Consider the following 24,695-nt stretch of genomic DNA (forward strand, 5'->3'; position numbering starts at 1 on the left):
GAGCCGTCAAACGAACACTCCCGCCCAACCCGAATGGAGGCTCTCATGGAGATTCGCGAGGCATTGACCTTCGATGACGTCCTGCTTGTACCGGCGGCCAGCTCTGTGCTGCCCTCCGATGCGGATACGTCGACTTTCGTCACGAAATCCATCCGGATGAACATCCCGCTCTTGTCGAGCGCGATGGATACGGTGACCGAGGCCCGCATGGCCATCGCCATGGCCCAGGCCGGCGGCATCGGCGTTATCCACCGCAATCTCGACCTTGAAGCGCAAGCCCGCGAGGTCCGCCGCGTCAAGCGGTTCGAGAGCGGCGTCGTCTATGCGCCGATCACCCTGCGCCCCGACCAGACGCTCGCCGATGCCAAGGAGCTGATGGACCGCTACAACATCACCGGCTTCCCGGTGGTCGATGCGCAAAACCGCGTCGTGGGCATCGTCACCAACCGCGACATGCGCTTTGCCTCGGATGACCGCACGCCGGTGTCGGCCATGATGTCTTCGGACAACCTCGCCCTCCTGCGCGAGCCGGTGGACCGCGCCGCGGCCATTGGCCTGATGAAGCAGCGCCGGATCGAAAAGCTGCTCGTCACCGATGCCCAGGGCCATCTGACCGGACTTCTGACGCTGAAGGACACCGAGAAAGCCGTGCTCAACCCGCATGCCTGCAAGGATGACATGGGGCGCCTGCGCGTCGCCGCCGCCTCCACCGTGGGGGATGCCGGCTTTGAACGCAGCCAGGCGCTGATCGAGGCCGGGGTGGACATGGTCGTCATCGACACCGCCCATGGCCATTCCGAAGGCGTGGCCCGCGCGGTGGAGCGGATCAAGCGGCTGTCCAACACCGTGCAGGTGATCGCCGGCAACGTCGCCACGGCCGAGGCGACCCGCGCCCTGATCGGCGCCGGGGCCGATGCGGTCAAGGTCGGCATCGGCCCGGGCTCGATCTGCACGACGCGGATCGTGGCGGGCGTGGGCGTGCCGCAGCTGACGGCGATCATGGATTCCGCCGGGGCTGCCGGGGATATCCCGGTGATCGCCGATGGCGGCATCAAATACTCGGGCGATTTCGCCAAGGCGATTGCGGCAGGGGCCTCCTGCGCCATGGTCGGTTCGGCGATCGCCGGCACCGATGAAAGCCCGGGCGAAGTGATCCTCTGGCAGGGCCGCAGCTTCAAGGCCTACCGCGGCATGGGCAGCCTTGGCGCCATGGCGCGCGGCTCGGCCGACCGCTATTTCCAGAAGGATGCGGCCTCGGACAAGCTGGTGCCGGAAGGGATCGAGGGCCAGGTGCCCTACAAGGGCTCTGCCGCCGCCGTCATCCACCAGATGGTGGGGGGGCTGCGCGCCGCCATGGGCTATACCGGCAACGGCACCGTGGCCGCGATGCGGGCGAACTGCCAGTTCGTCAAGATCACCGGGGCGGGCTTGAAGGAAAGCCATGTCCATGACGTGCAGATCACCCGCGAAAGCCCGAACTACCGGGTCGGCTGATGCGGGCGGTGATCAGCGGCGCCGGCGCTCCGGCGGGCATCGGCATGGCCTGCGCCCGCGCTCTGGGGGCGGTCGGCTGCCGGCTGGTGATCTCGGGCACCTCGGGGCGGATCGTGCTGCGCCAGGCCGAGCTTGCCGCCGAGGGCTTTGACGTGCGCGCCCATCAGGGCGACCTCTCCGACCCGGTCGAGGTCGCGCGCCTCTTGACCCTGTCGGGTGAGGTCGACGTGCTGGTCAACCTCACCGGGCCCTCGAGCGCCGCCGCCCAGGAGGCGACCGAGATGGGGCCGGAGGCCTTCGGCCGCGCGATGGATGCGGCACTCAGCGCGACCGTGCTGGTGACCCGCGCCCTGATGCCGGGCATGGTGCGGCGCGGCTTTGGCCGGATCATCATGGTGGCCTCGGTCGCCGGGCCTCCGCTCTCGGGGCCGATCCTGTCGCCCCCCGGCGAAAGCGCCTATTCCGTCACCCGCGCCGCCCTTTTCGGCCTGACGCGGGCGCTGGCGCTGGAGACCGCGCCCTCCGGCGTCACCGTCAACGCGGTGGCCCCGGGCTGGATCGCCAGCGACACGCCCGCCGGGACCGAACCCATCACCCCGATGCGCCGCGCCGGAACGCCGGAGGAAGTGGCCCATGCCGTTCGCTTTCTCGCCGCGCGCGACGCCTCCTTCATCACCGGCGAGACGCTGATCGTCGATGGCGGCACCCATCTGAAAGAGCGCACCGCATGACCCCCGCCGCCCGCGTCGCCGCCGCCATCGAGGTTCTGGACCTGATCCTCGCCGGTGCCGTCCCCGATGTCGCCCTGACCAACTGGGGCCGCGCCAACCGCTTTGCCGGCTCCGGCGACCGCGGAGCGATCCGCGATCACGTCTTTGCCGCCCTGCGCTGCCGCGCCTCCTTTGCCGCCCTCGGGGGCGGGTTGACCGGACGCGGCCTGATGCTGGGCGCCCTGCGCGCCACCGGGCAGAACGTCGCGGCGGTGTTCTCCGGCGAGGGCCATGCCCCGAGGCCGGTGCAGGATGAACCCGGCACCGCACCTCAGGGCTATGCCGCGCTCGATTGCCCGGACTGGCTTGGCCCGCGGCTGGAGCGGGCGCTCGGGCCTGATTTCGCCCCGGTGATGCAGGCCCTGCAAGCCCGCGCCCCGGTCTTCCTGCGGGTGAACTCTGCCCGCACGACGCGCGAGGCCGCGATTGCGGCGCTTGCCGCCGAAGGGATCGAGGCCGTCCCGGTCGCGTGGGTGAAGACCGCGCTGGAAGTCACGGGGAATGCCCGGAAAATCCAGACCTCGCAGGCCTATCAGACCGGGCTGGTCGAACTGCAGGACGCCTCCTCGCAAGCGGTGGTGGAAAGCCTCTACCTGACGCCCGGCGCCAAGGTGCTGGACTATTGCGCGGGCGGTGGCGGCAAGACCCTGGCCCTTGCGGCACGCGGCGCCAAGGTCTGGGCGCATGACGCCTATCCCGGCCGGATGGTCGATCTTCCGGTACGGGCGACGCGGGCGGGGCTGCGGGTGATGATCACCCAGACGCCTGAGGAAGCAAAGCCTTACGACGTGATCCTCACCGATGTGCCCTGTTCCGGCTCGGGCTCGTGGCGGCGCGATCCGGCGGGCAAATGGGCCCTGACCCCGGCGCGGCTGGAGGAGCTGATCACCCTGCAGGCGCAGATCCTCGACCGGGTGATCCCGATGGTGCGGCATGGCGGGACCCTGGCTTACGCGACCTGCTCGCTTCTGGCCGAGGAGAACGAGGATCAGATCGCCGCCTTCCAGACCCGCCATGCCGGCTGGGCGCTGAAGACCCAGCGCCGCTTTTCGCCCCTGAACGGTGGCGACGGCTTCTTTCTGGCGACATTGACCCGCAGCTGAGGCCCTTTTCGGCCCGCGAAGCCCCTGCAACTGTTAGTTGTTTTTTCGGAAAATCTCCGTCAGTCTTGGCTGGGGTTAATCGCGGATTAAGAATTGTGATGCGGTATGGACTGGTGACGATTCCCGGGGGATAGAGTGAACGGTCCAGTGGCTGAGGTTGGCACGGCGTTTGAACGGCGGCGATGGATGTCTCCGGCGCTGTTGTTGTTGGCGGCGGCGGCGGCCTCGCTGGTGACGGCGGCGCTGGCGCAGACGGTGGTGCTGCGGGCGGGCGCTGCGGTGGTGGCGATGACCTTCCTGTTCCTGGTGGTCGGCCTGCGGCTGCGCGCCATCCTGTCGCGGCGGCGCGCGGCGCAAAGGATGAGCCAGCTGTCCGTGCTGGTCGGCCAGGATGCGACCCCGTGCTTCATGACCGACCGTCTGGGGCAGATCCTCTATCAGAACGCCAGCGCCCTGGCCCGTTTTCACGCCCCGACCGGCGCCACGCTGGTTTCGGCGCTGAACGACCATTTCGCCTCTCCCTCCTCGGTGCTCTACCGGTTGCAGAACCGGGCCGGTCATGCGGGCGCCGGGCGCGAGGATGTGGTGACCCGGCGCGGCCATATCCGGCTGTCGGTGCACAGGATGGCCGCGGATGGCTATATCTGGCGGCTGGAGGAGTTTCTCGACCGTGGCGGCGCGTCGCGCGGGGCGGACAGCCTCAGCCTGCCGATGCTGACCGCCAACAAGACCGGCGTGGTTCTCTTCACCAACGAGGCGATGCGCCGGCTGCTCGGCGGCAGGCCGAAGCGGCTGGACCGGATCTTCACCAGCCCGGTGCTGCATTCCGGCGAAGAGGTTGAAATCGCTGGAGTCGACGGCCCGGTGCGCGCCATCCTGGCCGAGGTCGAAGGCCCGGGCGAGCGGCGGGAGATCTATCTTCTGCCGGTGCCGACCGGGGCACCCGCCCTCGCAGCCCTCGCCGATTTCGAAAATGTGCCAGTGCCGCTGGCCAAGTTCCAGCCCGATGGCAGGCTCTTGATGGCCAATGCCGCGGCCCGCGCCACCCTGCATCTGGGCGACAGCGCTGCGCCGATGTTTCATGAGGTTTTCGAAGGGCTTGGTCGCCCCGTCTCGGACTGGCTCGATGACATCGTCAGCGAGCGCAGCCCCTCGCGGTCGGAAATGCTGCGCGCCCGCCAGGTCGAGGGCGAGGTTTTCCTGCAGGTGACGCTGCGCCGCATCGTCGAACAGGGCCGCCCCGGGGTTCTGGCCGTGTTGCAGGATGCGACGGCGCTGAAGACGCTGGAGGCGCAGTTCGTCCAGAGCCAGAAGATGCAGGCGATCGGCCAGCTTGCCGGCGGTGTCGCGCATGACTTCAACAACCTGCTGACCGCGATCTCGGGCCATTGCGACCTTCTGCTGATGCGGCATGACCGCGAGGACCCCGAATATGCCGATCTGGTGCAGATCCACCAGAACGCCAACCGCGCCGCCTCGCTGGTCAACCAGCTTCTGGCCTTCTCGCGCAAGCAGACGCTGAAGCCCGAACGGCTGGAGCTGGAAGATGTCCTGTCGGACCTCGCCCATCTGCTGAACCGGCTGGTGGGCGAGAAGATCCGCCTGCAGCTGACCCATGCCCCGGGGCTGGGGGCGATCCGCGCCGACAAGCGGCAGCTGGAACAGGTGCTGATGAACCTGGTCGTCAATGCCCGCGACGCGATGCCGGGCGGTGGCATCATACGGATCTCGACCGAGGATGTGACCCTGATGGAGCCGATGGCGCGCGACCGTGCGACGGTGCCCGCCGGGGATTATGCGGTGATTCGCGTCTCGGACACCGGGATCGGCATTCCCGAGGACCGGCTGCAGAAGATTTTCGAACCCTTCTTCACCACCAAGAAGGTGGGCGAGGGCACCGGCCTCGGGCTTTCGACGGCCTATGGCATCGTCAAGCAATCGGGCGGCTTCATCTTCGTGGATTCGACGCCGGGCGAAGGCACGGTGTTCCAGCTCTACTTCCCGATCCACGCCGGCCCTTCGGAAGCGGCGGAGGATGTCAGCAGGAAGGTCATCCTCAAACAGGGCGAGGGCGTGGTGCTTCTGGTCGAGGACGAGGCCCCGGTGCGCGCCTTTGCCAGCCGGGCGCTGCGGATGCGCGGCTATACGGTGCTGGAGGCGGAGAATGCCGAAGAGGCGCTGAAGGCGCTGGAGGACCCCTCGCTGTCGGTGGATGTGTTTGTGACGGATGTGGTGATGCCCGGCATGGACGGCCCCTCCTGGGTGCGCCGCGCGCTGGAGGACCGGCCGCATGTGAAGGTGATCTTCGTCTCCGGCTATGCCGAGGAATCGCTGTCGGAAAACCAGGCGCGGATCCCGAATTCGGTCTTTCTGCCCAAGCCCTTCTCGCTGGGCGATCTGACGGCGATGGTGCAGGGCCAGATGCAATAGCCGGGCTGGCCTCCGGCCAGGAGGCCAGAAGGGGCCCACAAAATTTCTGCGAAATTTTCGGCAGTGCGTTCCGCCTCAACCAATCATTAATCTTTCTGTCAAATGCTGGAACACGACGAATTTGATTGAAATGTTCCCGTTTTGATCGCATGAATGCGAAACAAAGCAGGAACATATCCGGCGATTGCCGCAGGGTCGCGGCTGTGGAATAAGGGGAAGACGAATGACTGTGGCAAACCTCTTCGAACTGGACGGAAAGCGCGGGATGGACAAGAAAGACGCCGAAAAGGCGAAGGCGCTCGAATCGGCGCTGGCGCAGATCGAACGGCAGTTCGGCAAGGGCTCGATCATGAAGCTCGGCCAGAACAATGCCGTGATGGATGTCGAGGCGATCTCGACCGGCTCTCTGGGCCTGGACATCGCGCTGGGGATCGGCGGTCTTCCCAAAGGGCGGATCATCGAAATCTACGGGCCGGAAAGCTCGGGCAAGACCACGCTGACCCTGCATGTCGTGGCCGAAGCGCAGAAGAGCGGCGGGGTTTGCGCCTTTGTCGATGCCGAACACGCGCTGGACCCGGCCTATGCCAAGAAGCTGGGCGTCAACCTTGACGAGCTTCTGATCAGCCAGCCCGACACCGGCGAACAGGCGCTGGAGATCGTCGACACGCTGGTCCGCTCCGGCGCGGTCAATGTGATCGTGGTCGACTCGGTCGCAGCCCTGGTGCCCAAGGCCGAAATCGAGGGCGACATGGGCGACATGCAGATGGGCAGCCAGGCCCGCCTGATGAGCCAGGCGATGCGCAAGCTGACCGCCTCGATCGGGCGCAGCAACTGCATGGTGATCTTCATCAACCAGATCCGGATGAAGATCGGCGTGATGTTTGGCTCGCCGGAGACCACCTCGGGCGGCAATGCGCTGAAATTCTACGCCTCGGTCCGCCTCGACATCCGCCGCACCGGCTCGATCAAGGACCGCGACACGGTGATCGGCAACTCGACCCGGGTGAAGGTCGTCAAGAACAAGGTCTCGCCGCCCTTCAAGGAGGTCGAATTCGACATCATGTTCGGCGAGGGCATCTCCAAGGTGGGCGAGATCGTCGATCTGGGAGTCAAATGCGGCGTGGTCGAAAAGTCCGGCTCCTGGTACAGCTACAAGGACGAGCGGATCGGGCAGGGGCGCGAGAATGCCAAGGCCTTCCTGAAGAGCAACCCCGCCACCGCCAAGGATATCGAGGACAAGATCCGCAGCGCCTCGGGGCTGGATTTCTCGATGACCGCCGAGGCGCGCGAAGAGGTTCTGGACGAATAAGCCCTGCCGCGCAAAGCAAAATCAGGAAAACACCCCCGGGCCGCCCTGCAAAGGCGGCCCGTCTTGCATTCATAATGGACAGGCCCCGCGCGGGGGGCTAAACGGAGGGCCGACAATTGGCACCTTTGCGCAAGGACCCCGGCCTCCATGCAATCGTTGAATGACATCCGCTCGACCTTTCTCGACTTTTTCGCCCGCAATGACCATAAAGTCGTGGAAAGCTCGCCGCTTGTGCCGCGCAACGACCCGACCTTGATGTTCACCAATTCCGGCATGGTGCAGTTCAAGAATTGCTTCACCGGGGTCGAGACGCGCGATTACAAACGGGCCACCACGGCGCAGAAATGCGTCCGCGCCGGCGGCAAGCACAATGACCTCGACAATGTGGGCTATACCGCGCGCCACCATACCTTCTTTGAAATGCTGGGGAATTTCTCCTTCGGCGATTATTTCAAGGAACAGGCGATCACCTTCGCCTGGGAGCTTCTGACCAAGGATTTCGGTCTGGACCGCAACAAGCTTTGCGTCACCGTCTATCACACCGATGACGAGGCGGCGACGATCTGGAAGAAGGTCGCGGGCCTGTCGGACGAGAAGATCATCCGCATCGCCACCGACGACAACTTCTGGCGGATGGGCCCGACCGGCCCCTGCGGCCCCTGCACCGAGATCTTCTACGACCACGGCGACCATATCTGGGGCGGCCCGCCCGGCTCCGCCGATGAGGACGGCGACCGTTTCATCGAGATCTGGAACAACGTCTTCATGCAGAACGAACAGTTCGCCGATGGCCGGCTGGTGCCGCTGGAGATGCAGAGCATCGACACCGGCATGGGGCTGGAGCGGATCGGCGCGCTTCTGCAGGGCAAGCATGACAATTACGACACCGACCTGATGCGCAGCCTGATCGAGGCCAGCGCGCACGCGACCTCGACCGACCCAGATGGCACCGGCAAGGTGCATCACCGGGTGATCGCCGACCATCTGCGCTCCACCTCTTTCCTGATTGCCGATGGCGTGATGCCCTCGAACGAAGGCCGCGGCTATGTGCTGCGCCGGATCATGCGCCGCGCGATGCGCCATGCCCATATGCTGGGCGCGCAGGACCCGGTGATGTTCCGTCTGGTCCCCGCTTTGGTCCGCCAGATGGGCACCGCTTACCCCGAGCTGACCCGCGCCCAAAGCCTGATCGAAGAGACGCTGCAGCTGGAGGAAACCCGCTTCCGCACCACGCTCGACCGTGGTCTGCGGCTGCTGGATGACGAGCTGGCCCGCATCCCCGAAGGCGCCGACTTGCCGGGCGCTGCCGCCTTCAAGCTTTACGACACCTATGGCTTCCCGCTCGACCTCACCCAGGACGCGCTGCGCGAAAAGGGCCGTGCCGTCGATGTGCAGGGCTTCGAGGCCGCGATGGACGAACAGCGCAAGAAGGCCCGCGCGTCGTGGAGCGGCACGGGCGAGGCCAAGGACGCCAATATCTGGTTCGAACTGGCCGAAGCCCATGGCGTGACCGAATTCCTCGGCTATGACACCGAAAGTGCCGAGGGGCAGATCAATGCCCTGGTCCGCGACGGCGCCCAGATCGGTGCGGCCGAAGAAGGCTCGACGGTGCAGATCGTCGTCAACCAGACACCCTTCTATGCCGAAAGCGGCGGTCAGGTCGGCGATGCGGGCTTTATCCGCACCCAGACCGGCCTTGCCGAGGTGACCGATACCAAGAAGGCCGCCGGCGTCTTCATCCATATCGCCAAAGTCGTCGAGGGCACGATCCTGAAGGGCCAGCCGGCCAAGCTGGACGTCGCGCGGGGCCGTCGCGGCCAGATCCAGGCCAACCACTCCGCGACGCACCTCCTCAACGAGGCGCTGCGCCGCACCCTCGGCGATCACGTCGCCCAACGCGGCAGCCTCAACGCGCCCGACCGGCTGCGCTTTGACTTCGCCCATGCCCATGCGATGTCGCCCGAGGAACTCGCCAAGGTCGAGGCCGAGGTCAACGAGTTGATCCGCCAGAATACCCCGGTGGAAACCCGGATCATGACCCCCGACGATGCCCGTGCCCTTGGCGCCCAGGCGCTGTTTGGCGAGAAATATGGCGACGAGGTTCGCGTCGTCTCGATGGGCAGCCTCGATGGTTCGGGCAAGGGCACCGATGGCCGGACCTATAGCCTTGAGCTTTGTGGCGGCACCCATGTCGGGCAGTTGGGTGAGATCGGCTCCTTCCTGATCCTGTCTGAAAGCGCCTCCGCCTCCGGCATCCGCCGGATCGAGGCGCTGACCGGCGAAGGCGTTCTGGCCTATGTCCGTGAAAACATGGGCTATCTCGATGCGGCAGCGCAGCAGTTGGGCGCGGTTCCGGCGGAACTCACGCCGCGGATCAAGGCCCTGATGGCCGAACGCCGCGCCCTGCAGAACGAGGTCGCCACCCTGCGCCGCGAACTGGCGATGGGCGGCAAGTCGGGCGGGCCGGAGATCAAGGAAGTGGGCGGCGTCAAGCTGATCGCCCAGGTGCTGCAAGGCGTCTCGGGCAAGGATCTGCCCGCGCTGATCGACGAGATGAAGCTGAAACTCGGCTCCGGCGCCGTGGTGCTGATCGCCGATACCGGGGCCAAGCCCGCGGTGGCGGCGGGGGTGACTTCCGACCTCACCGGCCGGATTTCGGCGGTGACGCTGGCCAAGGCCGCGGTCGAGGCTTTGGGTGGCAAGGGCGGCGGTGGCCGTCCGGATATGGCGCAGGGCGGCGGGGCGGATATCGCGCTGGCCGATGCCGCAATCAAAGCGGTTGAAGCCGCGCTGGAGGGTTGAGATGCCGCAAGCCTATTGGATCGCCCATGTCGAAGTGACCGAGCCCGAGGCCTATGGCCGCTATGCCAAGGGGGCGACGGTCGCCATCGCGGCGCATGGCGGCAAGTTCCTCGCCCGGGCCGGCCGCTATGTACAGCTCGAGGGCCGCGACCGCGCCCGCAATGTGCTGGCCGTCTTCCCGAGCCTTGAGGCCGCGGTGGAATGCTACCATTCGCCGGAATATCAGGCAGCCCTCGTCCATGCCCAGGGCGCTGCGACACGGGATCTTGTGGTCGTCGAAGCTGCGGAATGATCGGCCAGTAGGATGGGCAATCTGCCCATCTTCCAAAGCCGCCATCTTTCAGACCCGCCAAACGAAAAGGCCGCCCAACCAGGCGGCCTTTCTCTTTATTGCGCGCTGCGCGAGTGGCGCTTGCGTTCGTTCGGGTCGAGGTAGCGCTTGCGCATCCGGACGTTCTTCGGCGTCACTTCGACCAACTCGTCATCGTCGATATAGGCGATGCACTGTTCGAGCGACAGCTTGACCGGCGTGGTCAGACGCACCGCTTCGTCGGTGCCCGAGGCGCGGACGTTGGTCAGCTGCTTGCCCTTCAGCGCGTTGACTTCCAGGTCGTTGTCCCGGTTGTGCTCGCCGATGATCATGCCGCCGTAGATCTGTTCCTGCACGCCGATGAAGAAGTGGCCGCGGTCTTCCAGCTTCCACATCGCATAGGCCACCGAAACCCCGGTTTCCATCGAGATCAGCACGCCCTGACGCCGGCCCTCGATCGGGCCCTTGTGCGGGGTCCAGCCGTGGAAGACGCGGTTCAAGACGCCGGTGCCGCGGGTGTCGGTCATGAACTGGCCGTGATAGCCGATCAGCCCGCGCGAGGGCACATGGGCGATGATACGGGTCTTGCCGGCGCCGGCCGGTTTCATCTCGATCAGATCGCCCTTGCGCGGTCCGGTCAGCTTTTCGATCACCGGGCCGGTGTATTCGTCATCGACGTCGATGGTGACTTCCTCGACCGGCTCTTGCTTCACGCCATCCACGTCGCGGAAGATCACCCGCGGCCGCGAGATCGACAGCTCGAAGCCTTCGCGGCGCATGTTCTCGATCAGCACGCCCATCTGAAGTTCGCCGCGGCCGGAAACCTCGAAAGCGTCGCCGCCGGGGGTGTCGGCGACCTTGATCGCGACGTTCACCTCGGCTTCGCGCATCAGGCGTTCGCGGATCACCCGCGACTGCACCTTGTTGCCGTCCTTGCCGGCGAGCGGCGAGTCGTTGATGCCGAAGGTCACGGTGATGGTCGGCGGGTCGATCGGCTGGGCGGGCAGGGCGACGTCGATCGAGGGATCGCAGAGCGTGTCGGCCACGGTGGCCTTGGTCATCCCGGCCACGGTGACGATGTCACCAGCCAGCGCCTCGTCCACCGCGGTCATGTTCAGCCCGCGGAAGGCCAGAACCTTTGTGACGCGGAAAGCTTCGATCCGCTCGCCGGTCCGGCTCAGCGCCTTCAGCTGGGTGCCCACGGTCAGCCGGCCGGCTTCGATGCGGCCGGTCAGGATGCGGCCGATGAAGGGGTCGGCGGACAGGGTGGTCGCGAGCATCTGGAAGGGCTCGTCGACGCGGGCGATTTGCTTCGGCTGCGGCACATGGGCCACGATCATGTTGAACAGCGCGTCGAGGTTCTTCCGCGGCCCATCCAGCGAATCGTCGGCCCAGCCGTTGCGGCCCGAGGCGTAGAGATGCGGGAAATCCAGCTGTTCGTCCGAAGCGCCGAGGTTCGCGAAAAGGTCGAAGACCTCGTTCAGCGCGCGCTCGGGCTCGGCATCGGGCTTGTCAACCTTGTTCAGCACCACGATCGGGCGCAGGCCAAGGGCCAGGGCTTTCGCCAGCACGAACTTGGTCTGCGGCATCGGGCCTTCGGCGGCGTCGACCAGAAGGCACACGCCGTCCACCATCGAGAGGATCCGCTCCACCTCGCCACCAAAGTCGGCGTGGCCGGGGGTGTCGACGATGTTGATGCGGATGCCGTCATGTTCGACCGAGGTGCACTTGGCCAGAATGGTGATGCCGCGCTCGCGTTCGATGTCATTGCTGTCCATCGCGCGTTCGGAGACTTGCTGTCCCTCGCGGAAAGAGCCAGACTGTTTCAGAAGCTCGTCAACGAGCGTGGTTTTGCCATGGTCGACGTGCGCGATAATGGCGATGTTGCGAAGCTCCATCGGGAGGGTCTCTTTCGGTTTTCTGCGGTTGCGAGCGCCTTACAGGGTTTTGCGTCCCTTTGCCAGAGGGACGCGGGCCTATTCGGCATGATGGCTTGGGCTCAGGCCACGATATAGCGGTCGCGGCGGTGGTTGATGGCGATCACGACATTGACCACGACGGCGCCCAGAAAGCTGATCGCCACGGTTTTCACATCGCGCAGGGCGAAGGCCGCGGCAAACAGCACCGCGTCAAAGCCAAGCTGCACCCAGCCCGCGCGCCAGCCGAGGCGGTCCTGCAGGATCAGGGCGACGATGCCGATGCCGCCGAGGCTCGCGCCATGGCGGAACAGCGCCAGCAGGGCAGAGCCTGACAGGAAGCCGAAGAGAACCGCCCCCAGCACCGGGTTCAGGCTGGCAAAGCTGATCTGATGCGGCATCCAGACCGAAAGCCCCGACAGCAGCGCCACCGCCAGGAAGGTCTTGACGGTAAAGCGCCAGCCCATCCGGAAATAGCCCAGGATATAGAAGGGGATGTTGATGGCGAAGAAGACCGGGCCGAAACTCCACCCCGTCGCATAGGCGATCAGGACGGCAAGGCCCGCGGTCTGGCCGGTGACCAGGCCCAGATGGGTCAGGATGACGATGCCGAAGGCCGCCATGGTCGCGCCATAGGCGATGCCCTGGGCATCCTCGATCATTGTGTGTTTTGCGGCCTCGGCCATCGGACAAGCTCTTTTCGGGCCGGGTCAGGTCACCACATACCAGTCGCGGCGGTGGTTGAAGGCGATCACGGCGTTCAGGATGACCGCCCCTAACAGCGAGTAGAGCACCCGGTCAAGCGGCAGCAGGAACAGCGCCACGGTGAAGAGGATCAGGTCATGGATCAGCTGGGTCCAGCCCGCCTTGAAGCCGAAACGGTCCTGCAGCACCAAGGCCACGATGGACACGCCGCCGAGGCTGCCCGAGTGGCGGAAGAGGCCCAGAAGCCCTACGCCCGCGCTGACGCCGAACAGCACCGCCGAGGCCGCCGGATGGATCTGGCCGATCACCACAAGCGGTTTCAGGACCTCGGCCATGGCCGAGACGAAGACCACGGTGGCGAGGCTCTTCAGGCAGAACACCGGCCCGCGCACCCGGTAGGCAAAGCCGAAGAAGGGCAGGTTCATCACCAGGAACACCAGAGAGAAGTTCCAGTGGAACACATAGGACAGGATCAGCGCCGTCCCCGCCGTGCCCCCGGTGACCAGCCCCGCCGCGCGCAAGAGGTGGATGCCAAGTGCCGCCTGGGCAGAGGCGATCACAAGGCCCTGAAGGTCCTCGAAAATGGTGTAGCGGCGGGGTGAAAGGTCAGCGTCCATGACCTGTTTTACCGCGCCCGCACCCCGCTTGTCTACGGCGCCCCGCACATGGCAGGCTTGCAGTGGTGGGGGAGCAGGCTTCGCAATTCTCCACCCGCCGTAATTGCCTTATTTCAGGCCAATTGTCGCCTTATTCTGCAATTGCAATTCGCATTTTAATATGTGCGCCAATGAGTCTTTTAGCGTCCTTTCCAAGGCTCACAAGCGCGGAGTCAATCCGAATTGCGGGGGATTTTCGCGGAATCCTAGGCTTACGGTTGAATGATGAACCGTAAGCCATTGTTATTGATATTTTATTTAATGTTGAAAATTCGGGCGCTCCGTGTTTTAATCAATCTGGAGTAGACAGATCATCCAATGTGAGACCTGCCTACATCCAAGTCTGACCCTGTTGTTCAAAGCCGGCTGGCGCGTCTGTCGCATGTTGCGACGGTCCTCTCCTGTTGCATCCGGCTCTCTGGTAAAAGTAACCCTTTGGAGGACTTTGCAATGACATTTAAAACGGGATTCAAACCGCAAGGCAAAACCGGCTTTGGCGCGATCTGGCAGATGCCGGCGCAGACCTCGGTGGCGATGGCGCTGATGGCGGGGCTTGGGCTCGGGGCCAGCGCGGCCTCGGCCAATGGCATCCTCGGCGGCGGGCTTCTGGGCGGTGGATCGGTCGCCGGGGTTTCGGCCTCGGTCGGCGGCGGGTCTCTGGCCAGCGTCGGGGCCAATGTGGGCGGCCTGCAGGTCGGCGCCTCGGTGCTGGATGGCACCTCGGTGGCGAGGGGCTGCGTCGGCACCTGCGGCACCACGGCAAGCACGACGCCGTCCGGCGGGATCGGCGTCACGGTGGGCGGCACGACGCCGACCACTGGCGGCGTTACAGTCGGCGTCACGGTGGGCGGCACCACCACGCCCGGCACCACCACCACGCCGCCGACCTCGCCGCCGACCACGCCCACCACGGTCAGCAGCACCGGCACGCCCAACCCGATCGCCCGCAAGGTGATCCCGGCCTCGGCGCTGCATTGCGCGGGCGCGGGCAACAGCGCGGTCTACAACGGCTATCCGGTGGTGGACCGCAACGGCGTTCTGGCCGGCTGGGTGCATGACACCCGGCTCAGCCCCGACCTGAAGATCGTCCAGGTCCAGTTCGAGGCGCTGGACAAGCGCTGCGTCAACCTCTCGGGCGGCGGCATCAAGGCGGCGGGCTACCAGATGCGCGTCAACATCGACAAGACCGCGATGCAGTAAGAGGCAGCAAAAAGGGGCCGTGTTGTGCCCGGCCCCCTGATCCTTGCAGGCTTGCGTCTCAGCCAGCCAGCGCCTTGTTCAGATATTCATCGACCTTTTCGAGATAGCCGATGGTCGAAAGCCATTTCTGATCCGGGCCGACCAGCAGGGCGAGGTCCTTGGTCATCCAGCCATCTTCCACCGCATCCACGGTGACCTTTTCCAGCGTGGTGGCAAAGCGCATCAGCTGTTCGTTGCTGTCCAGTTTCGCGCGGTGCTTCAGGCCGCCGGTCCAGGCGAAGATCGAGGCGACCGAGTTGGTCGAGGTCTGCTGACCCTTCTGGTGCTGGCGGTAGTGGCGGGTCACGGTGCCGTGGGCCGCTTCGGCCTCGACGATCTTGCCATCGGGCGTCATCAGGACCGAGGTCATCAGGCCCAAGGAGCCGAAGCCCTGCGCCACGGTGTCGGACTGCACGTCGCCGTCATAGTTCTTGCAGGCCCAGACATAGCCGCCCGACCATTTCATCGCCGAGGCCACCATGTCGTCGATCAGACGGTGTTCGTAATGGATGCCGGCGGCCTTGAATTTCTCTTCGAATTCCTCGGCATAGACCTTGGCGAACAGATCCTTGAAGCGGCCGTCATAGGCCTTGAGGATGGTGTTCTTGGTCGAAAGGTAAACCGGCCAGCCCTTCATCAGACCATAGTTCATCGACGAGCGCGCAAAGTCGATGATGCTGTCATCAAGGTTGTACATGCCCATGACCACACCGGCCGAAGGCGCGCTGTAGACGTCTTTCTCGATGACGGTGCCATCGTCGCCGACGAATTTCAGCGTCAGCTTGCCCTTGCCGGGGAAGCGGAAGTCGGTGGCGCGGTATTGATCGCCAAAGGCATGGCGGCCGACGACGATCGGCTTGGTCCAGCCCGGCACCAGGCGCGGCACGTTCTTGCAGATGATCGGCTCGCGGAAGATCACGCCGCCGAGGATGTTGCGGATCGTGCCGTTGGGCGACTTCCACATCTGCTTCAGGCCGAATTCCTCGACCCGTGCCTCGTCCGGGGTGATCGTGGCGCATTTGACGCCGACGCCGTATTGCTTGATCGCCTCGGCCGCGTCGATGGTGATCTGGTCATTGGTGCGGTCACGCTCCTCGATGCCGAGGTCGTAATACTTCAGATCAATGTCGAGATAGGGAAGGATCAGCTTCTGCTTGATGAAATCCCAGATGATCCGGGTCATCTCGTCGCCGTCGAGTTCGACGACGGGGTTGGCCACCTTGATTTTGGTCATGCATCTGCCCCTTGGCGTAAGTGGATTCGGTTGGCGTTACTGTAGGCAAAGATAAGCGTCTTGAAAAGACGGTATGCGATTGCATACCGAGATGTCGCACCCCGGCAGCGGGGCCTTGCCCAAGTTCAGTCCTCCAGCGTCAGATTGGCCAGAAAATCGCGCACGGCGGCGTTTTCGCAGTGGTCGGGCGCATCTTGGCGCAGCGCGTCGAGGGCGGCGCGGGCGGCCTCCATCTCGGGGATCTCGCGGCAGATCCGGGCGGCTTCCAGATCGGGGAAGAAGGCCGCGACGCCAAGGCTTTTCGACAGGCCGGCATGGACCGATTCAAAGGCCGCCAGCAGCCCGTCGCGATTGGCCTGGCCAAAGAGCTCGACCTTGCTGTTGGGGGCATAGGCAACACGCTCGCTCGCCCCCTGGAGATAGGCCTGCAAGGCGTGGCAAAGCTCCGGCGCGTGAACATTGGCGAGGCGGGCGATCTCGGCAAAGGCATGCGGGATCGAGGAGTTCGACTGCTGGTCGGCGTCGACCGGCACATGGTCGATCCCGGCCTGGGCGAAGAAATCCACCACCGAGCCGCCGGCGCGTTTCACGTCGTCGTAATTGCGCGCCACCATCTGGGCCTGGGGGAAATGCTGCTTCCAGTCCTCGACGATGCGGTCATAGCGGAAATGCACCAGCGGGTAGTAATGCGCCTGGGCGCCATGGCGCAAGGGATTGATCGGATGGCCGAATTTCAGCCGCTGCAAATGCCAGGAGGCGATATATTCGTCGATCCGCCGCAGGTTCAGGACCACGGTGCAGTCATGCCGGCCAAAGCGGTTGGCCATCCGCGGCAGCATCTTGCGCATGCCCTTGCCGGCAAAGCGGGTCATGATCTCGGAACACAGGACCACCTGCTTGGGCTGCAGGGCCTGGATCTGCTTTTCGATCAGCACCAGCATCTGGAACCCATTGGGCAGATCGGGGTGCCATTCCGGCATCTGTTCGCCATTGGCCTCGTTCAGGATGCGGAAGGACAGGGCATTGTGCGGCTCGCGCTGGTTGAAACACCAGGGGTCGATCTCGGTATCCTGACCGCGCAGGGCGGTGGCGAGATTGGCCGAAATGCCCTCGGATTCGACTGCCGGATAAAGGATGCCCTGCCGCAGCAGGCTCAGATAATGATTGGCGAGGTAATTCTGCAGCGAGGTCGAACCGGTCTTGTGATGGCCGATAAAGAAGGCAACTTTCATCGAGGTCCTGCGGGTTGGGGCTAATGCGCCGTCAAGTTATCGCCGCTTGACTGCGCGAGGGCAACATGATCCCGCACAATTTCCGCGTGCGGTGCGGCAAATTCGTGCCGGGCCGGGCACCTTGTCTTGCGACGCCGAACCGGGGCAGCATAAGGGGACAGAGGGCGCAGATTCGTCTGGCCGTCCAAAGACCTTTTTGCGGAGCTTTCCAAGATGACGACAGAGCCGACCTCCCCGCGCACGCTGGTTTTGCACATCGGAGCCCACAAGACCGGGTCTTCGGCGATTCAGAGTTTCCTGAAACAGAACCGCGAGACGCTGGAATCCGAGGGCTGGTCCTATTGCACCCTGCCGGGGCGGCCGCTGAACTGGGGCTTTCTCTTCGATGTGGCCAAAAGGGACGAGGGCGCCGCCTTCAGCCTGCTGCCCGAGGTCTTTGCCCGGCTTCTGGCGCAGATCGACGCCGGCACGGGCAATGTCATCCTCAGCATCGAGGATCTGTTCTTCCTCGATTCCGCCAATATCGCGATCTTCACCTCGGCGATGACAAAGCGCTTCGCCGCGATCCGGGTGATCACCTATCTGCGCCGCCAGGACCAGATGGCGATGTCGCATTGGGCGCAGGGCGCCAAGACCATCCAGTCGGCGCTGATCTTCGGCAAGCAGGATTACCCCTTGCCGGCGCTGACGCCCGCGGTGCGCGACTATCTCGACTATGCCGCCCTGATCGAAAGGTGGAAGCGCGCGCTGCCCGATGCCAGCTTCGTCCTGCGGCTTTATGACCGCGACCAGTTCGAGAACCGCGACGTGATCGCCGATTTCCTGGTGGCCAGCGGCATCGATATTCCCGCCACCCATGCGATTTCCGATGTGAATGCCTCGATGGGGGCCAGCAGCGTCCGGCTTTTGTACCTGCTGCGCAATGCGGGCCTTGGGCAAAAGCAGATCCGGCGGCTGGTCAATGGCAATGAAGTGCCCCAGACCAAGGACAAGGTCTATCCCTCGCGGGCCGAGGCCGAGGCCTTCGTCGCGGCCTTTGCCGAAAGCAACCAGCGTCTGGCCGAGATGGCGGGGCGCGAGACCTTCTTTGCGCAGGATTTCTCCGCCTATCCCGAAACCGCCGAGATGCCGCCGCTCGACCCGGCCTTCGTGCAGGACAGCCTGCTGAAATTCCTCGTCAATACCGCGAAACTGGTGCCGGCCGCGGCGCTGGAGCCGGGCACGACGCGGCCGGGCCAAGGTCCTGGCAAGGGGCCGGGGAAGGGGGCGGGCAAAGGCCCGGCCGGTAAAGGTCCGGGTGCCAAAGGTCCGGGGGCCAAGGCTTTGGGCGGCAAGAGTCCGGGTGCAAAGGGGCCGGGCGCAAAGGGGCAGGGCGCAAAGGGTCCGGGGCGCAAGGCGCAGGGTCAGGCTTGACGCCTCAGCCGAAATAGGCGCGGGTCTTGGCGCGGACCCAGTCCCAGAGCCGCGGCGCGCCCTTGGCGATCTTGACGCCGACCCGCTGGTCCAGCTGGTCGGAGGTCACGTTGTATTCGACCCAAGTGCCGCCGCCGGACATCAGGTTGGCCATCACCGGCTGCACCCGGTCGAGCGATTTGGCGAAGATCGCATCGGGGCTTTCCGCCGCCTCGAACTCCTGCCAGAGCGCCTTGAGATCGACGCCCAGATCGGAAGGCAGCAGGCCGAAGATCCGCTCGGCGGCGCGGGCCTCGGCCTCTTGCGTCGTGGTCGAGCCATGGGCCTGGCCATTGGCCGAATGGATCGGCACGTCGCCCACGTCGATCTCGACGAGGTCATGCAGCAGAAGCATCCGGATCACCCGGTCGATATTGACCCCCGGCGCGGCCTGATCGGCGAGGATCAGGGCGTAAAGCGCCAGATGCCAGGAATGTTCGCCCGAATTCTCGCGCCGCGAGCCATCGACGAGGGACGTAGCGCGCAGGACCGATTTCAGGCGGTCGGCCTCGTTGAGGAAGGCGAATTGCGCCTCCAGCCGGTCGGCGGCGCCGCTCAATGCGACGGGTCCGAGCCGCGCGGCGCCACCGGGGCGGTGCCGCCGTCGCGCTTGGCACTCAGGCTCATCTCGATGAACTTGCGCGCCCGCTTCTCGGCGACGCGGACGCGGTAGGCCGTGGTATAGGCCTCGAGCAGGGTGGGAGAGCCGTCGGCAACCACTTTCGCGACCTTGTCGAAAAAGCGGTCATCGCCCAGCGTGTCCATCGCCTCGATCACATCGCGGGCCAAGGCGTCGCCCAGTTCCTCGATGATCGACATTCAGCGCGAGACCTCACCCAGACGACGCTTCACATAGGTCGAGACAGAAGAGATCATCGGCTTCATATGCGCCTCTTCATCCTTGAAGAAGTGGTCGGCGCCCTCGATCGTCTCGTGGGTGATGGTGATGCCCTTCTGCTCGTGCAGCTTGTTGACCAGGGTCATCGTGTCTTTCGGCGGGGCGACCTTGTCGGCGCTGCCGTTGATGATCAGGCCGGAAGCCGGGCAGGGGGCGAGGAAGCTGAAGTCGTAGAGGTTCGCGGGCGGTGCGACCGAGATGAAGCCGGTGATCTCGGGCCGCCGCATCAGAAGCTGCATCCCGATCCAGGCCCCGAAGGAAAAGCCCGCGACCCAGCAATGTTTGGCGTTCTGGTTCATCGATTGCAGGTAGTCGAGCGCCGAGGCGGCATCGGAGAGCTCGCCGATCCCCATGTCATATTCGCCCTGGCTGCGCCCGACGCCGCGGAAGTTGAAGCGCAGGACCGAAAAGCCGAGGTTGTAGAAGGCGTAATGCAGGTTGTAGACCACCTTGTTGTTCATCGTGCCCCCGTAATTCGGGTGCGGATGCAGGACGATGGCGATGGGCGCGTCGCGGTCCTTTTGCGGATGGTAACGACCTTCAAGACGCCCCTCGGGGCCGGCGAAAATAACTTCGGGCATTTTACATCGTCCAGTCTTGGGCCAAAGCCGCCTGCCGATTGTTGACAAAATCGGTCAGGGAACTTAGAACCATTCCAAAGGGGCCCAGTGCCACCTTCTCGTTCCGGTTTCAGGTAATGGCCGGGGCGGCTCACGTCAATGGGAATGCACGAGAGGCGGGACTGCATGAAGCTGTCGACCAAGGGGCGTTATGCGATGGTGGCGCTGGCCGACCTCGCGCTGGCCGAGATGAAGCCTGCCAAGGGCGATGAGCTGATGTCGCTGGCCGATATTGCCAAGCGCCAGGACATCAGCCTGCCCTACCTGGAACAGCTTTTCGTCAAGCTGCGCCGCGCCGGTCTGGTCGAGGCGGTGCGGGGGCCGGGCGGCGGCTACAAACTCGCCCGCGCGCCTTCTGAGATCCGGGTGTCGGAGATTTTGACGGCGGTCGAGGAAAACGTCGATGCGATGCATGCCGGCGCGGGCGCCTCGGGTGGTGTTTCTGGCACGCGGGCGCAGAGCCTCGCCAACCGGCTTTGGGAAGGGCTTTCGGCGCATGTCTATGTCTTTTTGCACCAGGCCCGCCTGTCGGATGTGATCCGCAACGAGATGCAGCCCTGTCCGGCGGTGCCGGCGCTGTTCGCGGTGGTGGATGAAGAGTAGGGTTCGATTTTTCTGCGAAAAATCAGGGGGCTGCCGGCCCCCTCGCATGCTGCGCATGCTCACCCCCCGGGGATATTTGGATCTGGATGAATGAAGAGCAGGGTCTATCTCGACTGGAACGCGACGACGCCCGTCAGGCCCGAGGCGCGGGCGGCGATGGTTGCGGCGATGGATGTGCAGGGCAATCCCTCCTCGGTGCATGGCGAGGGGCGGGCGGCCAAGGCGTTGATCGAGCGGGCGCGGGCGCAGGTGGCCGCGGCCCTCGGGGCGGAGGGGGCGGATATCGTCTTCACCTCGGGCGCGACGGAGGCTGCGGCCCTGGCTTGCGCGGGGCGGGGTCTGCATTGTTCGGGCGTCGAGCATGATGCGGTGGCGGCCTGGTGCGCGGTGGATCTGGCGACGGCGGCTTCGGGCCTTGTGACGGTGGGCGATCCGGCCCAGAGCGCCTTGCAGCTGGCCAATTCGGAGACCGGGGTGGTGCAGGATCTGCCCGAGGGGCTGGCCGTGTCGGACCTGACCCAGGCCTTCGGCAAGCTGCCTTTGGCCTTCAACTGGCTTGGCTGTCAGATGGGGCTGGTGGCGGCGCACAAGCTTGGCGGGCCGAAGGGTGTGGGGGCATTGGTTCTGCGCCGGGGGCTGGAGGTCGAGGCTTTGCTGAAGGGCGGCGGGCAGGAGATGGGGCGGCGGGCGGGCACCGAGAACCTGATCGGCATCGCCGGTTTTGGCGCCGCCGCCGAGGCCGCCGCGCGCGATTTGGCCGATGGGGTCTGGGAGCGGGTCGGCGAACTTAGAAATACTCTAAAAGAGGCGTTGTCCTCGCAGGGATTTGATACTATTTCTGTCGGGAATAGCGCGCGAACGCTGCCGAATACCTTGTGCCTGATTGCCCCGCACTGGAAGGGCGAGACCCAGGTCATGGCGATGGATCTTGCTGGCTTTGCCGTCTCGGCCGGGTCGGCCTGTTCCAGCGGCAAGGTCAGGGCAAGTCGCACGCTGAAGGCAATGGGCTATGACGAGACCCTGGCGGGGCAGGCGATCCGCATCACGCTGGGCCCGTCGAACACCGAGGACGAGATCTTGCGCTTTGCCGAGGTCTGGGGCCGGGAATACAGACGCATCCTGTCGCGGGTTGCATGAGGAACAGGCCGCAAGGCTTTGGAGCTTAAGGATAAGATCATGACCGAAGCCGCTTTGGATACCCAAGCTTTGGAGGTTCGCGAAGGCGTGGACCGCGAGACGATCGAGACGGTCGCCTCGATGGGCGCCTATAAATACGGCTGGGCGACCGAGATCGAGACCGATTACGCGCCCAAGGGCCTGAACGAGGACATCGTTCGCCTGATCAGCGAAAAGAATGGCGAGCCGGAGTGGCTGCTGGAATGGCGTCTGGCGGCTTACCGGCGCTGGCTTGGCATGGAAGAGCCGCATTGGGCGATGCTCAACTATCCGGTGATCGATTATCAGGACCAGTATTACTACGCCAAGCCGCGCTCGATGGCGACCAAGCCGAAGTCGTTGGACGAGGTCGACCCGAAGCTTTTGGCCACCTACAAGAAGCTCGGCATCCCGTTGAAAGAACAGGCCTTGCTGGCCGGCGTCGAGGCGCCTGAGGGCGAGCGGCGCGTGGCGGTGGATGCGGTCTTCGATTCCGTCTCGGTCGGGACCACCTTCAAGGCGGAACTGGCCAAGGCCGGGGTGATCTTCTGTTCGATCTCGGAAGCGGTGAAGGAACATCCCGAACTGGTGAAGAAATACCTCGGCTCCGTCGTCCCGCCGACCGACAATTTCTTTGCCACGCTGAACTCCGCCGTCTTCTCGGATGGTTCCTTCGTCTATATCCCGCCGGGCACCCGCTGCCCGATGGAGCTTTCGACCTATTTCCGGATCAATGCCGAAAACACCGGGCAGTTCGAGCGGACGCTGATCATCTGCGACAAGGGGGCCCATGTCTCCTACCTGGAAGGCTGCACCGCGCCGAAGCGGGACACCCACCAGCTGCATGCCGCGGTGGTGGAAATCGTCATCCTCGAGGATGCCGAGGTCAAATATTCGACCGTGCAGAACTGGTATCCGGGCGACGAGAACGGTCTCGGCGGGATCTACAACTTCGTCACCAAGCGTGCCGATTGCCGGGGCGACCGGGCCAAGGTGATGTGGACGCAGGTGGAGACGGGGTCGGCCATCACCTGGAAATACCCGTCCTGCATCCTGCGCGGCGATGACTCCCAGGGCGAGTTCTATTCGATCGCCATCGCCAACAACCATCAGCAGGCCGATACCGGCACCAAGATGATCCACCTGGGCAAGCGGACGAAAAGCCGCATCGTCTCCAAGGGGATCAGCGCGGGTCATGCGCAGAACACCTACCGCGGGCTGGTGTCGATGCATCCCAAGGCCAAGGACAGCCGCAACTACACCCAATGCGACAGCCTGCTGATCGGCGACAAATGCGGCGCCCATACCGTGCCCTATATCGAGGTCAAGAACGCCTCCAGCCGCGTTGAACATGAGGCGACCACCTCGAAGGTGGACGAGGATCAACTCTTCTACTGCCGCTCGCGCGGGATGGATGAGGAAGAGGCGGTGGCGCTGGTCGTCAACGGCTTCTGCCGCGAGGTCCTGCAGGCGCTGCCGATGGAGTTTGCGATGGAAGCGCAGAGCCTTGTGGCGATTTCGCTTGAAGGTTCGGTGGGCTGAGCGCGATCTTGGCCCAAATCGCACCTCTCCTTGCGCAATTTTGCCGCAGTTCTGCGGTTTCCTCTGCCGTGAGCGGAGGAGACGCGGATGACTTCCATTTCGGATACGCAGGCCGAATTTTCTGCCCGCCTGGCGCGGATCGAAGCGGGCAACCGGGCGCGGACGCAGCGGGTTTTCGTGGGCACGGACGAATCCTACACGGTGCCGCGGCATTCCCGCGTCGGCAAGGTGCGGCCGAAGCGCAGGCTTTCCGGCCTCGTGCAGGCGCCGCTGGCCCTGGGTCTTGGTCTTGCGGCCGAGGCACTGGGGGTGATCTTGCGCTTTCACGCGCAGGGTCTGCCGGACCTGCAGGCCAGCCCGGATCAGGAGATGGCGATTGCGGCGGGGCTTGGCCTGATGCTGGCGCTGGCACTGGCGCTTCTGCTGCGGCTGCGCAGCAAGGGGATGCTGTTGCCGGGCGTCGTGCTGGGGCTGTTGTTCCTGCACAACGCGGTGCATCTTTGGCCGCAGGAGGTTGCGCAGCTCACCTCGCAGCCCTTCGTGGCGCAGGTGATGGCGCAGACCAAGCCGCATTCGCTCTTGTGGCGCGGCGTGAGCTATCCGCTCTAAGCCCCGGAAATCACGGGGTTCAGCATGGCTGAGGCCCCGAAACTGACCATGCCCGAACCCGAGGCGGAGCTTCTGCGCGCGACCTATCGCGATGCGGGGGTCATCCTGGAATATGGCATGGGCGGATCGACCCTTGTCGCGGCCGAGTCGGCCTCGACGGCGGTGATCGCGGTCGAAAGCGACCGGGCCTGGTTCCTGCGGATGCAGGAATGGCTGCGCATCAACCCCGCCAAGGTGCCGGTGACGCTGCACCATGCCAACATCGGCCCGACCAAGCGCTGGGGCTTTCCCGCCAATGGCAACAGGGCCGAGCGCTGGCCGCATTACGCGCTTGGGGTCTGGGACCGGCCGGATTTCCAGCACCCCGATGTGGTGCTGGTCGATGGCCGCTTCCGCCTTGCCTGCCTGCTGACCACGCTGATGCGCATCACAAGGCCGATCCGGGTGCTGTGCGACGATTACGCCGGTCGCGCCGCCTATCACCGGATCGAAAGCCTCGTCGGTCCGCCCGAAATGACCGGCCGCATGGCCGCCTTCACCTTCACCCCGCAAAGCTTGCCCGTGGCACAGATGGGCTGGATCATCCCCGCCTTCGCCACCCCGGCCTGAGACTAAA

Annotated in this window: 22 protein-coding genes; 14 read left to right on the plus strand and 8 right to left on the minus strand. The window is 64.9% G+C overall.

From position 1 onward, the window contains the following. Positions 1–45 precede the first annotated feature (45 nt). The 7 genes from guaB (at position 46) to AC1DZT_RS21030 (ending at position 10,200) form a co-directional block, all read left to right on the plus strand. Positions 46–1,494 (plus strand): IMP dehydrogenase, encoded by a 1,449-nt coding sequence (guaB, locus tag AC1DZT_RS21000; protein ID WP_478008603.1) that lies wholly within the window; start codon positions 46–48, stop codon positions 1,492–1,494. Further along, positions 1,494–2,225, plus strand: coding sequence for an SDR family NAD(P)-dependent oxidoreductase (locus tag AC1DZT_RS21005; protein WP_478008604.1), 732 nt, complete (start codon positions 1,494–1,496; stop codon positions 2,223–2,225). The genes guaB and AC1DZT_RS21005 overlap by 1 nt, the downstream gene beginning before the upstream one ends. Beyond that, the gene (locus AC1DZT_RS21010; protein WP_478008605.1) at positions 2,222–3,367 is read left to right on the plus strand and encodes an RsmB/NOP family class I SAM-dependent RNA methyltransferase; all 1,146 of its coding nucleotides are present in this window, start codon (positions 2,222–2,224) and stop codon (positions 3,365–3,367) included. Before AC1DZT_RS21005 ends, AC1DZT_RS21010 begins: the two co-directional genes overlap by 4 nt. A gap of 186 nt (positions 3,368–3,553) precedes the next feature. Then, a complete protein-coding gene (locus AC1DZT_RS21015) occupies positions 3,554–5,797 on the plus strand; it encodes a hybrid sensor histidine kinase/response regulator (protein ID WP_478008606.1) in 2,244 nt (747 codons plus the stop codon). Between the two features lie 223 nt (positions 5,798–6,020). Next, entirely contained in the window at positions 6,021–7,106 is a 1,086-nt protein-coding gene (gene recA, locus AC1DZT_RS21020; protein WP_478008607.1) for a recombinase RecA, read from the plus strand. A 147-nt stretch (positions 7,107–7,253) separates the two neighbouring features. Continuing rightward, positions 7,254–9,908 (plus strand): alanine--tRNA ligase, encoded by a 2,655-nt coding sequence (gene alaS / locus AC1DZT_RS21025; RefSeq protein ID WP_478008608.1) that lies wholly within the window; start codon positions 7,254–7,256, stop codon positions 9,906–9,908. A gap of 1 nt (position 9,909) precedes the next feature. Beyond that, positions 9,910–10,200 carry a DUF1330 domain-containing protein gene (locus AC1DZT_RS21030; protein WP_478008609.1) on the plus strand — a complete coding sequence of 97 codons (291 nt, stop codon included), beginning with the start codon at positions 9,910–9,912 and terminating at the stop codon, positions 10,198–10,200. A gap of 95 nt (positions 10,201–10,295) precedes the next feature. Here AC1DZT_RS21030 and typA read toward each other — a convergent pair whose 3' ends face one another. From typA to AC1DZT_RS21045, 3 genes are all read right to left on the minus strand, one after another. Continuing rightward, a complete protein-coding gene (gene typA / locus AC1DZT_RS21035) occupies positions 10,296–12,116 on the minus strand; it encodes a translational GTPase TypA (RefSeq protein WP_478008610.1) in 1,821 nt (606 codons plus the stop codon). Between the two features lie 101 nt (positions 12,117–12,217). Next, positions 12,218–12,820 (minus strand): YitT family protein, encoded by a 603-nt coding sequence (locus AC1DZT_RS21040; RefSeq protein WP_478008611.1) that lies wholly within the window; start codon positions 12,818–12,820, stop codon positions 12,218–12,220. Positions 12,821–12,844: 24 nt separating this feature from the next. Then, positions 12,845–13,456: a YitT family protein gene (locus tag AC1DZT_RS21045; RefSeq protein ID WP_478008612.1), complete on the minus strand. Its 612-nt coding sequence runs from the start codon at positions 13,454–13,456 to the stop codon at positions 12,845–12,847. A 489-nt stretch (positions 13,457–13,945) separates the two neighbouring features. Between AC1DZT_RS21045 and AC1DZT_RS21050 the strand changes: the two genes are divergently transcribed. Then, positions 13,946–14,695: a hypothetical protein gene (locus AC1DZT_RS21050; protein WP_478008613.1), complete on the plus strand. Its 750-nt coding sequence runs from the start codon at positions 13,946–13,948 to the stop codon at positions 14,693–14,695. 58 nt (positions 14,696–14,753) lie between these two features. Here the strand turns inward: AC1DZT_RS21050 and AC1DZT_RS21055 are convergent, their stop codons facing one another. Together AC1DZT_RS21055 and AC1DZT_RS21060 are read right to left on the minus strand one after the other, a co-directional pair. Further along, positions 14,754–15,968: an NADP-dependent isocitrate dehydrogenase gene (locus AC1DZT_RS21055; protein WP_478008614.1), complete on the minus strand. Its 1,215-nt coding sequence runs from the start codon at positions 15,966–15,968 to the stop codon at positions 14,754–14,756. A 125-nt stretch (positions 15,969–16,093) separates the two neighbouring features. Further along, positions 16,094–17,200 carry a hypothetical protein gene (locus AC1DZT_RS21060; RefSeq protein WP_478008615.1) on the minus strand — a complete coding sequence of 369 codons (1,107 nt, stop codon included), beginning with the start codon at positions 17,198–17,200 and terminating at the stop codon, positions 16,094–16,096. 213 nt (positions 17,201–17,413) lie between these two features. Between AC1DZT_RS21060 and AC1DZT_RS21065 the strand changes: the two genes are divergently transcribed. Further along, positions 17,414–18,613, plus strand: coding sequence for a hypothetical protein (locus AC1DZT_RS21065; RefSeq protein WP_478008616.1), 1,200 nt, complete (start codon positions 17,414–17,416; stop codon positions 18,611–18,613). A 4-nt stretch (positions 18,614–18,617) separates the two neighbouring features. Here the strand turns inward: AC1DZT_RS21065 and AC1DZT_RS21070 are convergent, their stop codons facing one another. Genes AC1DZT_RS21070 through AC1DZT_RS21080 form a run of 3 tightly spaced genes read right to left on the minus strand, consistent with a single transcriptional unit; the run spans position 18,618 to position 20,131 of the window. After that, positions 18,618–19,211: an HD domain-containing protein gene (locus AC1DZT_RS21070; protein WP_478008617.1), complete on the minus strand. Its 594-nt coding sequence runs from the start codon at positions 19,209–19,211 to the stop codon at positions 18,618–18,620. Continuing rightward, the gene (locus AC1DZT_RS21075) at positions 19,208–19,471 is read right to left on the minus strand and encodes a hypothetical protein (protein WP_478008618.1); all 264 of its coding nucleotides are present in this window, start codon (positions 19,469–19,471) and stop codon (positions 19,208–19,210) included. Before AC1DZT_RS21075 ends, AC1DZT_RS21070 begins: the two co-directional genes overlap by 4 nt. Next, the gene (locus tag AC1DZT_RS21080) at positions 19,472–20,131 is read right to left on the minus strand and encodes an alpha/beta hydrolase (protein WP_478008619.1); all 660 of its coding nucleotides are present in this window, start codon (positions 20,129–20,131) and stop codon (positions 19,472–19,474) included. It lies immediately after the preceding gene. 165 nt (positions 20,132–20,296) lie between these two features. Here AC1DZT_RS21080 and iscR point away from each other — a divergent pair, with 165 nt between their 5' ends. The 5 genes from iscR to AC1DZT_RS21105 all read left to right on the plus strand — a co-directional run bounded on the left by iscR (position 20,297) and on the right by AC1DZT_RS21105 (position 24,688). After that, on the plus strand, positions 20,297–20,773 hold the full coding sequence (iscR, locus tag AC1DZT_RS21085) for a Fe-S cluster assembly transcriptional regulator IscR (protein ID WP_478008620.1): 477 nt from the start codon (positions 20,297–20,299) through the stop codon (positions 20,771–20,773). A gap of 90 nt (positions 20,774–20,863) precedes the next feature. After that, positions 20,864–21,910 carry a cysteine desulfurase family protein gene (locus AC1DZT_RS21090; RefSeq protein WP_478008621.1) on the plus strand — a complete coding sequence of 349 codons (1,047 nt, stop codon included), beginning with the start codon at positions 20,864–20,866 and terminating at the stop codon, positions 21,908–21,910. A gap of 39 nt (positions 21,911–21,949) precedes the next feature. Beyond that, positions 21,950–23,470 (plus strand): Fe-S cluster assembly protein SufB, encoded by a 1,521-nt coding sequence (sufB, locus tag AC1DZT_RS21095; protein ID WP_478008622.1) that lies wholly within the window; start codon positions 21,950–21,952, stop codon positions 23,468–23,470. Between the two features lie 87 nt (positions 23,471–23,557). Next, positions 23,558–24,079, plus strand: a complete 522-nt coding sequence (locus AC1DZT_RS21100) for a hypothetical protein (protein WP_478008623.1) — start codon at positions 23,558–23,560, stop codon at positions 24,077–24,079. Positions 24,080–24,103: 24 nt separating this feature from the next. After that, positions 24,104–24,688 (plus strand): hypothetical protein, encoded by a 585-nt coding sequence (locus AC1DZT_RS21105; protein ID WP_478008624.1) that lies wholly within the window; start codon positions 24,104–24,106, stop codon positions 24,686–24,688. Positions 24,689–24,695 lie beyond the last annotated feature (7 nt).

The organism is Rhodobacter sp. P1_C2 (genome assembly GCF_056406375.1).

What these genes read in the sequence shown, in the direction of transcription:
- AC1DZT_RS21040 (WP_478008611.1), bottom strand. Translation starts at nt 12,820, where the DNA reads ATGGCCGAGGCCGCAAAACACACAATGATCGAGGATGCCCAGGGCATC.
- AC1DZT_RS21005 (WP_478008604.1), top strand. Translation starts at nt 1,494, where the DNA reads ATGCGGGCGGTGATCAGCGGCGCCGGCGCTCCGGCGGGCATCGGCATG.
- sufB (WP_478008622.1), top strand. Translation starts at nt 21,950, where the DNA reads ATGACCGAAGCCGCTTTGGATACCCAAGCTTTGGAGGTTCGCGAAGGC.
- recA (WP_478008607.1), top strand. Translation starts at nt 6,021, where the DNA reads ATGACTGTGGCAAACCTCTTCGAACTGGACGGAAAGCGCGGGATGGAC.
- AC1DZT_RS21010 (WP_478008605.1), top strand. Translation starts at nt 2,222, where the DNA reads ATGACCCCCGCCGCCCGCGTCGCCGCCGCCATCGAGGTTCTGGACCTG.
- AC1DZT_RS21105 (WP_478008624.1), top strand. Translation starts at nt 24,104, where the DNA reads ATGGCTGAGGCCCCGAAACTGACCATGCCCGAACCCGAGGCGGAGCTT.
- AC1DZT_RS21045 (WP_478008612.1), bottom strand. Translation starts at nt 13,456, where the DNA reads ATGGACGCTGACCTTTCACCCCGCCGCTACACCATTTTCGAGGACCTT.
- iscR (WP_478008620.1), top strand. Translation starts at nt 20,297, where the DNA reads ATGAAGCTGTCGACCAAGGGGCGTTATGCGATGGTGGCGCTGGCCGAC.
- AC1DZT_RS21100 (WP_478008623.1), top strand. Translation starts at nt 23,558, where the DNA reads ATGACTTCCATTTCGGATACGCAGGCCGAATTTTCTGCCCGCCTGGCG.
- AC1DZT_RS21055 (WP_478008614.1), bottom strand. Translation starts at nt 15,968, where the DNA reads ATGACCAAAATCAAGGTGGCCAACCCCGTCGTCGAACTCGACGGCGAC.
- guaB (WP_478008603.1), top strand. Translation starts at nt 46, where the DNA reads ATGGAGATTCGCGAGGCATTGACCTTCGATGACGTCCTGCTTGTACCG.
- AC1DZT_RS21090 (WP_478008621.1), top strand. Translation starts at nt 20,864, where the DNA reads ATGAAGAGCAGGGTCTATCTCGACTGGAACGCGACGACGCCCGTCAGG.
- AC1DZT_RS21080 (WP_478008619.1), bottom strand. Translation starts at nt 20,131, where the DNA reads ATGCCCGAAGTTATTTTCGCCGGCCCCGAGGGGCGTCTTGAAGGTCGT.
- typA (WP_478008610.1), bottom strand. Translation starts at nt 12,116, where the DNA reads ATGGAGCTTCGCAACATCGCCATTATCGCGCACGTCGACCATGGCAAA.
- AC1DZT_RS21075 (WP_478008618.1), bottom strand. Translation starts at nt 19,471, where the DNA reads ATGTCGATCATCGAGGAACTGGGCGACGCCTTGGCCCGCGATGTGATC.
- alaS (WP_478008608.1), top strand. Translation starts at nt 7,254, where the DNA reads ATGCAATCGTTGAATGACATCCGCTCGACCTTTCTCGACTTTTTCGCC.
- AC1DZT_RS21015 (WP_478008606.1), top strand. Translation starts at nt 3,554, where the DNA reads ATGTCTCCGGCGCTGTTGTTGTTGGCGGCGGCGGCGGCCTCGCTGGTG.
- AC1DZT_RS21065 (WP_478008616.1), top strand. Translation starts at nt 17,414, where the DNA reads ATGACGACAGAGCCGACCTCCCCGCGCACGCTGGTTTTGCACATCGGA.
- AC1DZT_RS21060 (WP_478008615.1), bottom strand. Translation starts at nt 17,200, where the DNA reads ATGAAAGTTGCCTTCTTTATCGGCCATCACAAGACCGGTTCGACCTCG.
- AC1DZT_RS21030 (WP_478008609.1), top strand. Translation starts at nt 9,910, where the DNA reads ATGCCGCAAGCCTATTGGATCGCCCATGTCGAAGTGACCGAGCCCGAG.
- AC1DZT_RS21050 (WP_478008613.1), top strand. Translation starts at nt 13,946, where the DNA reads ATGACATTTAAAACGGGATTCAAACCGCAAGGCAAAACCGGCTTTGGC.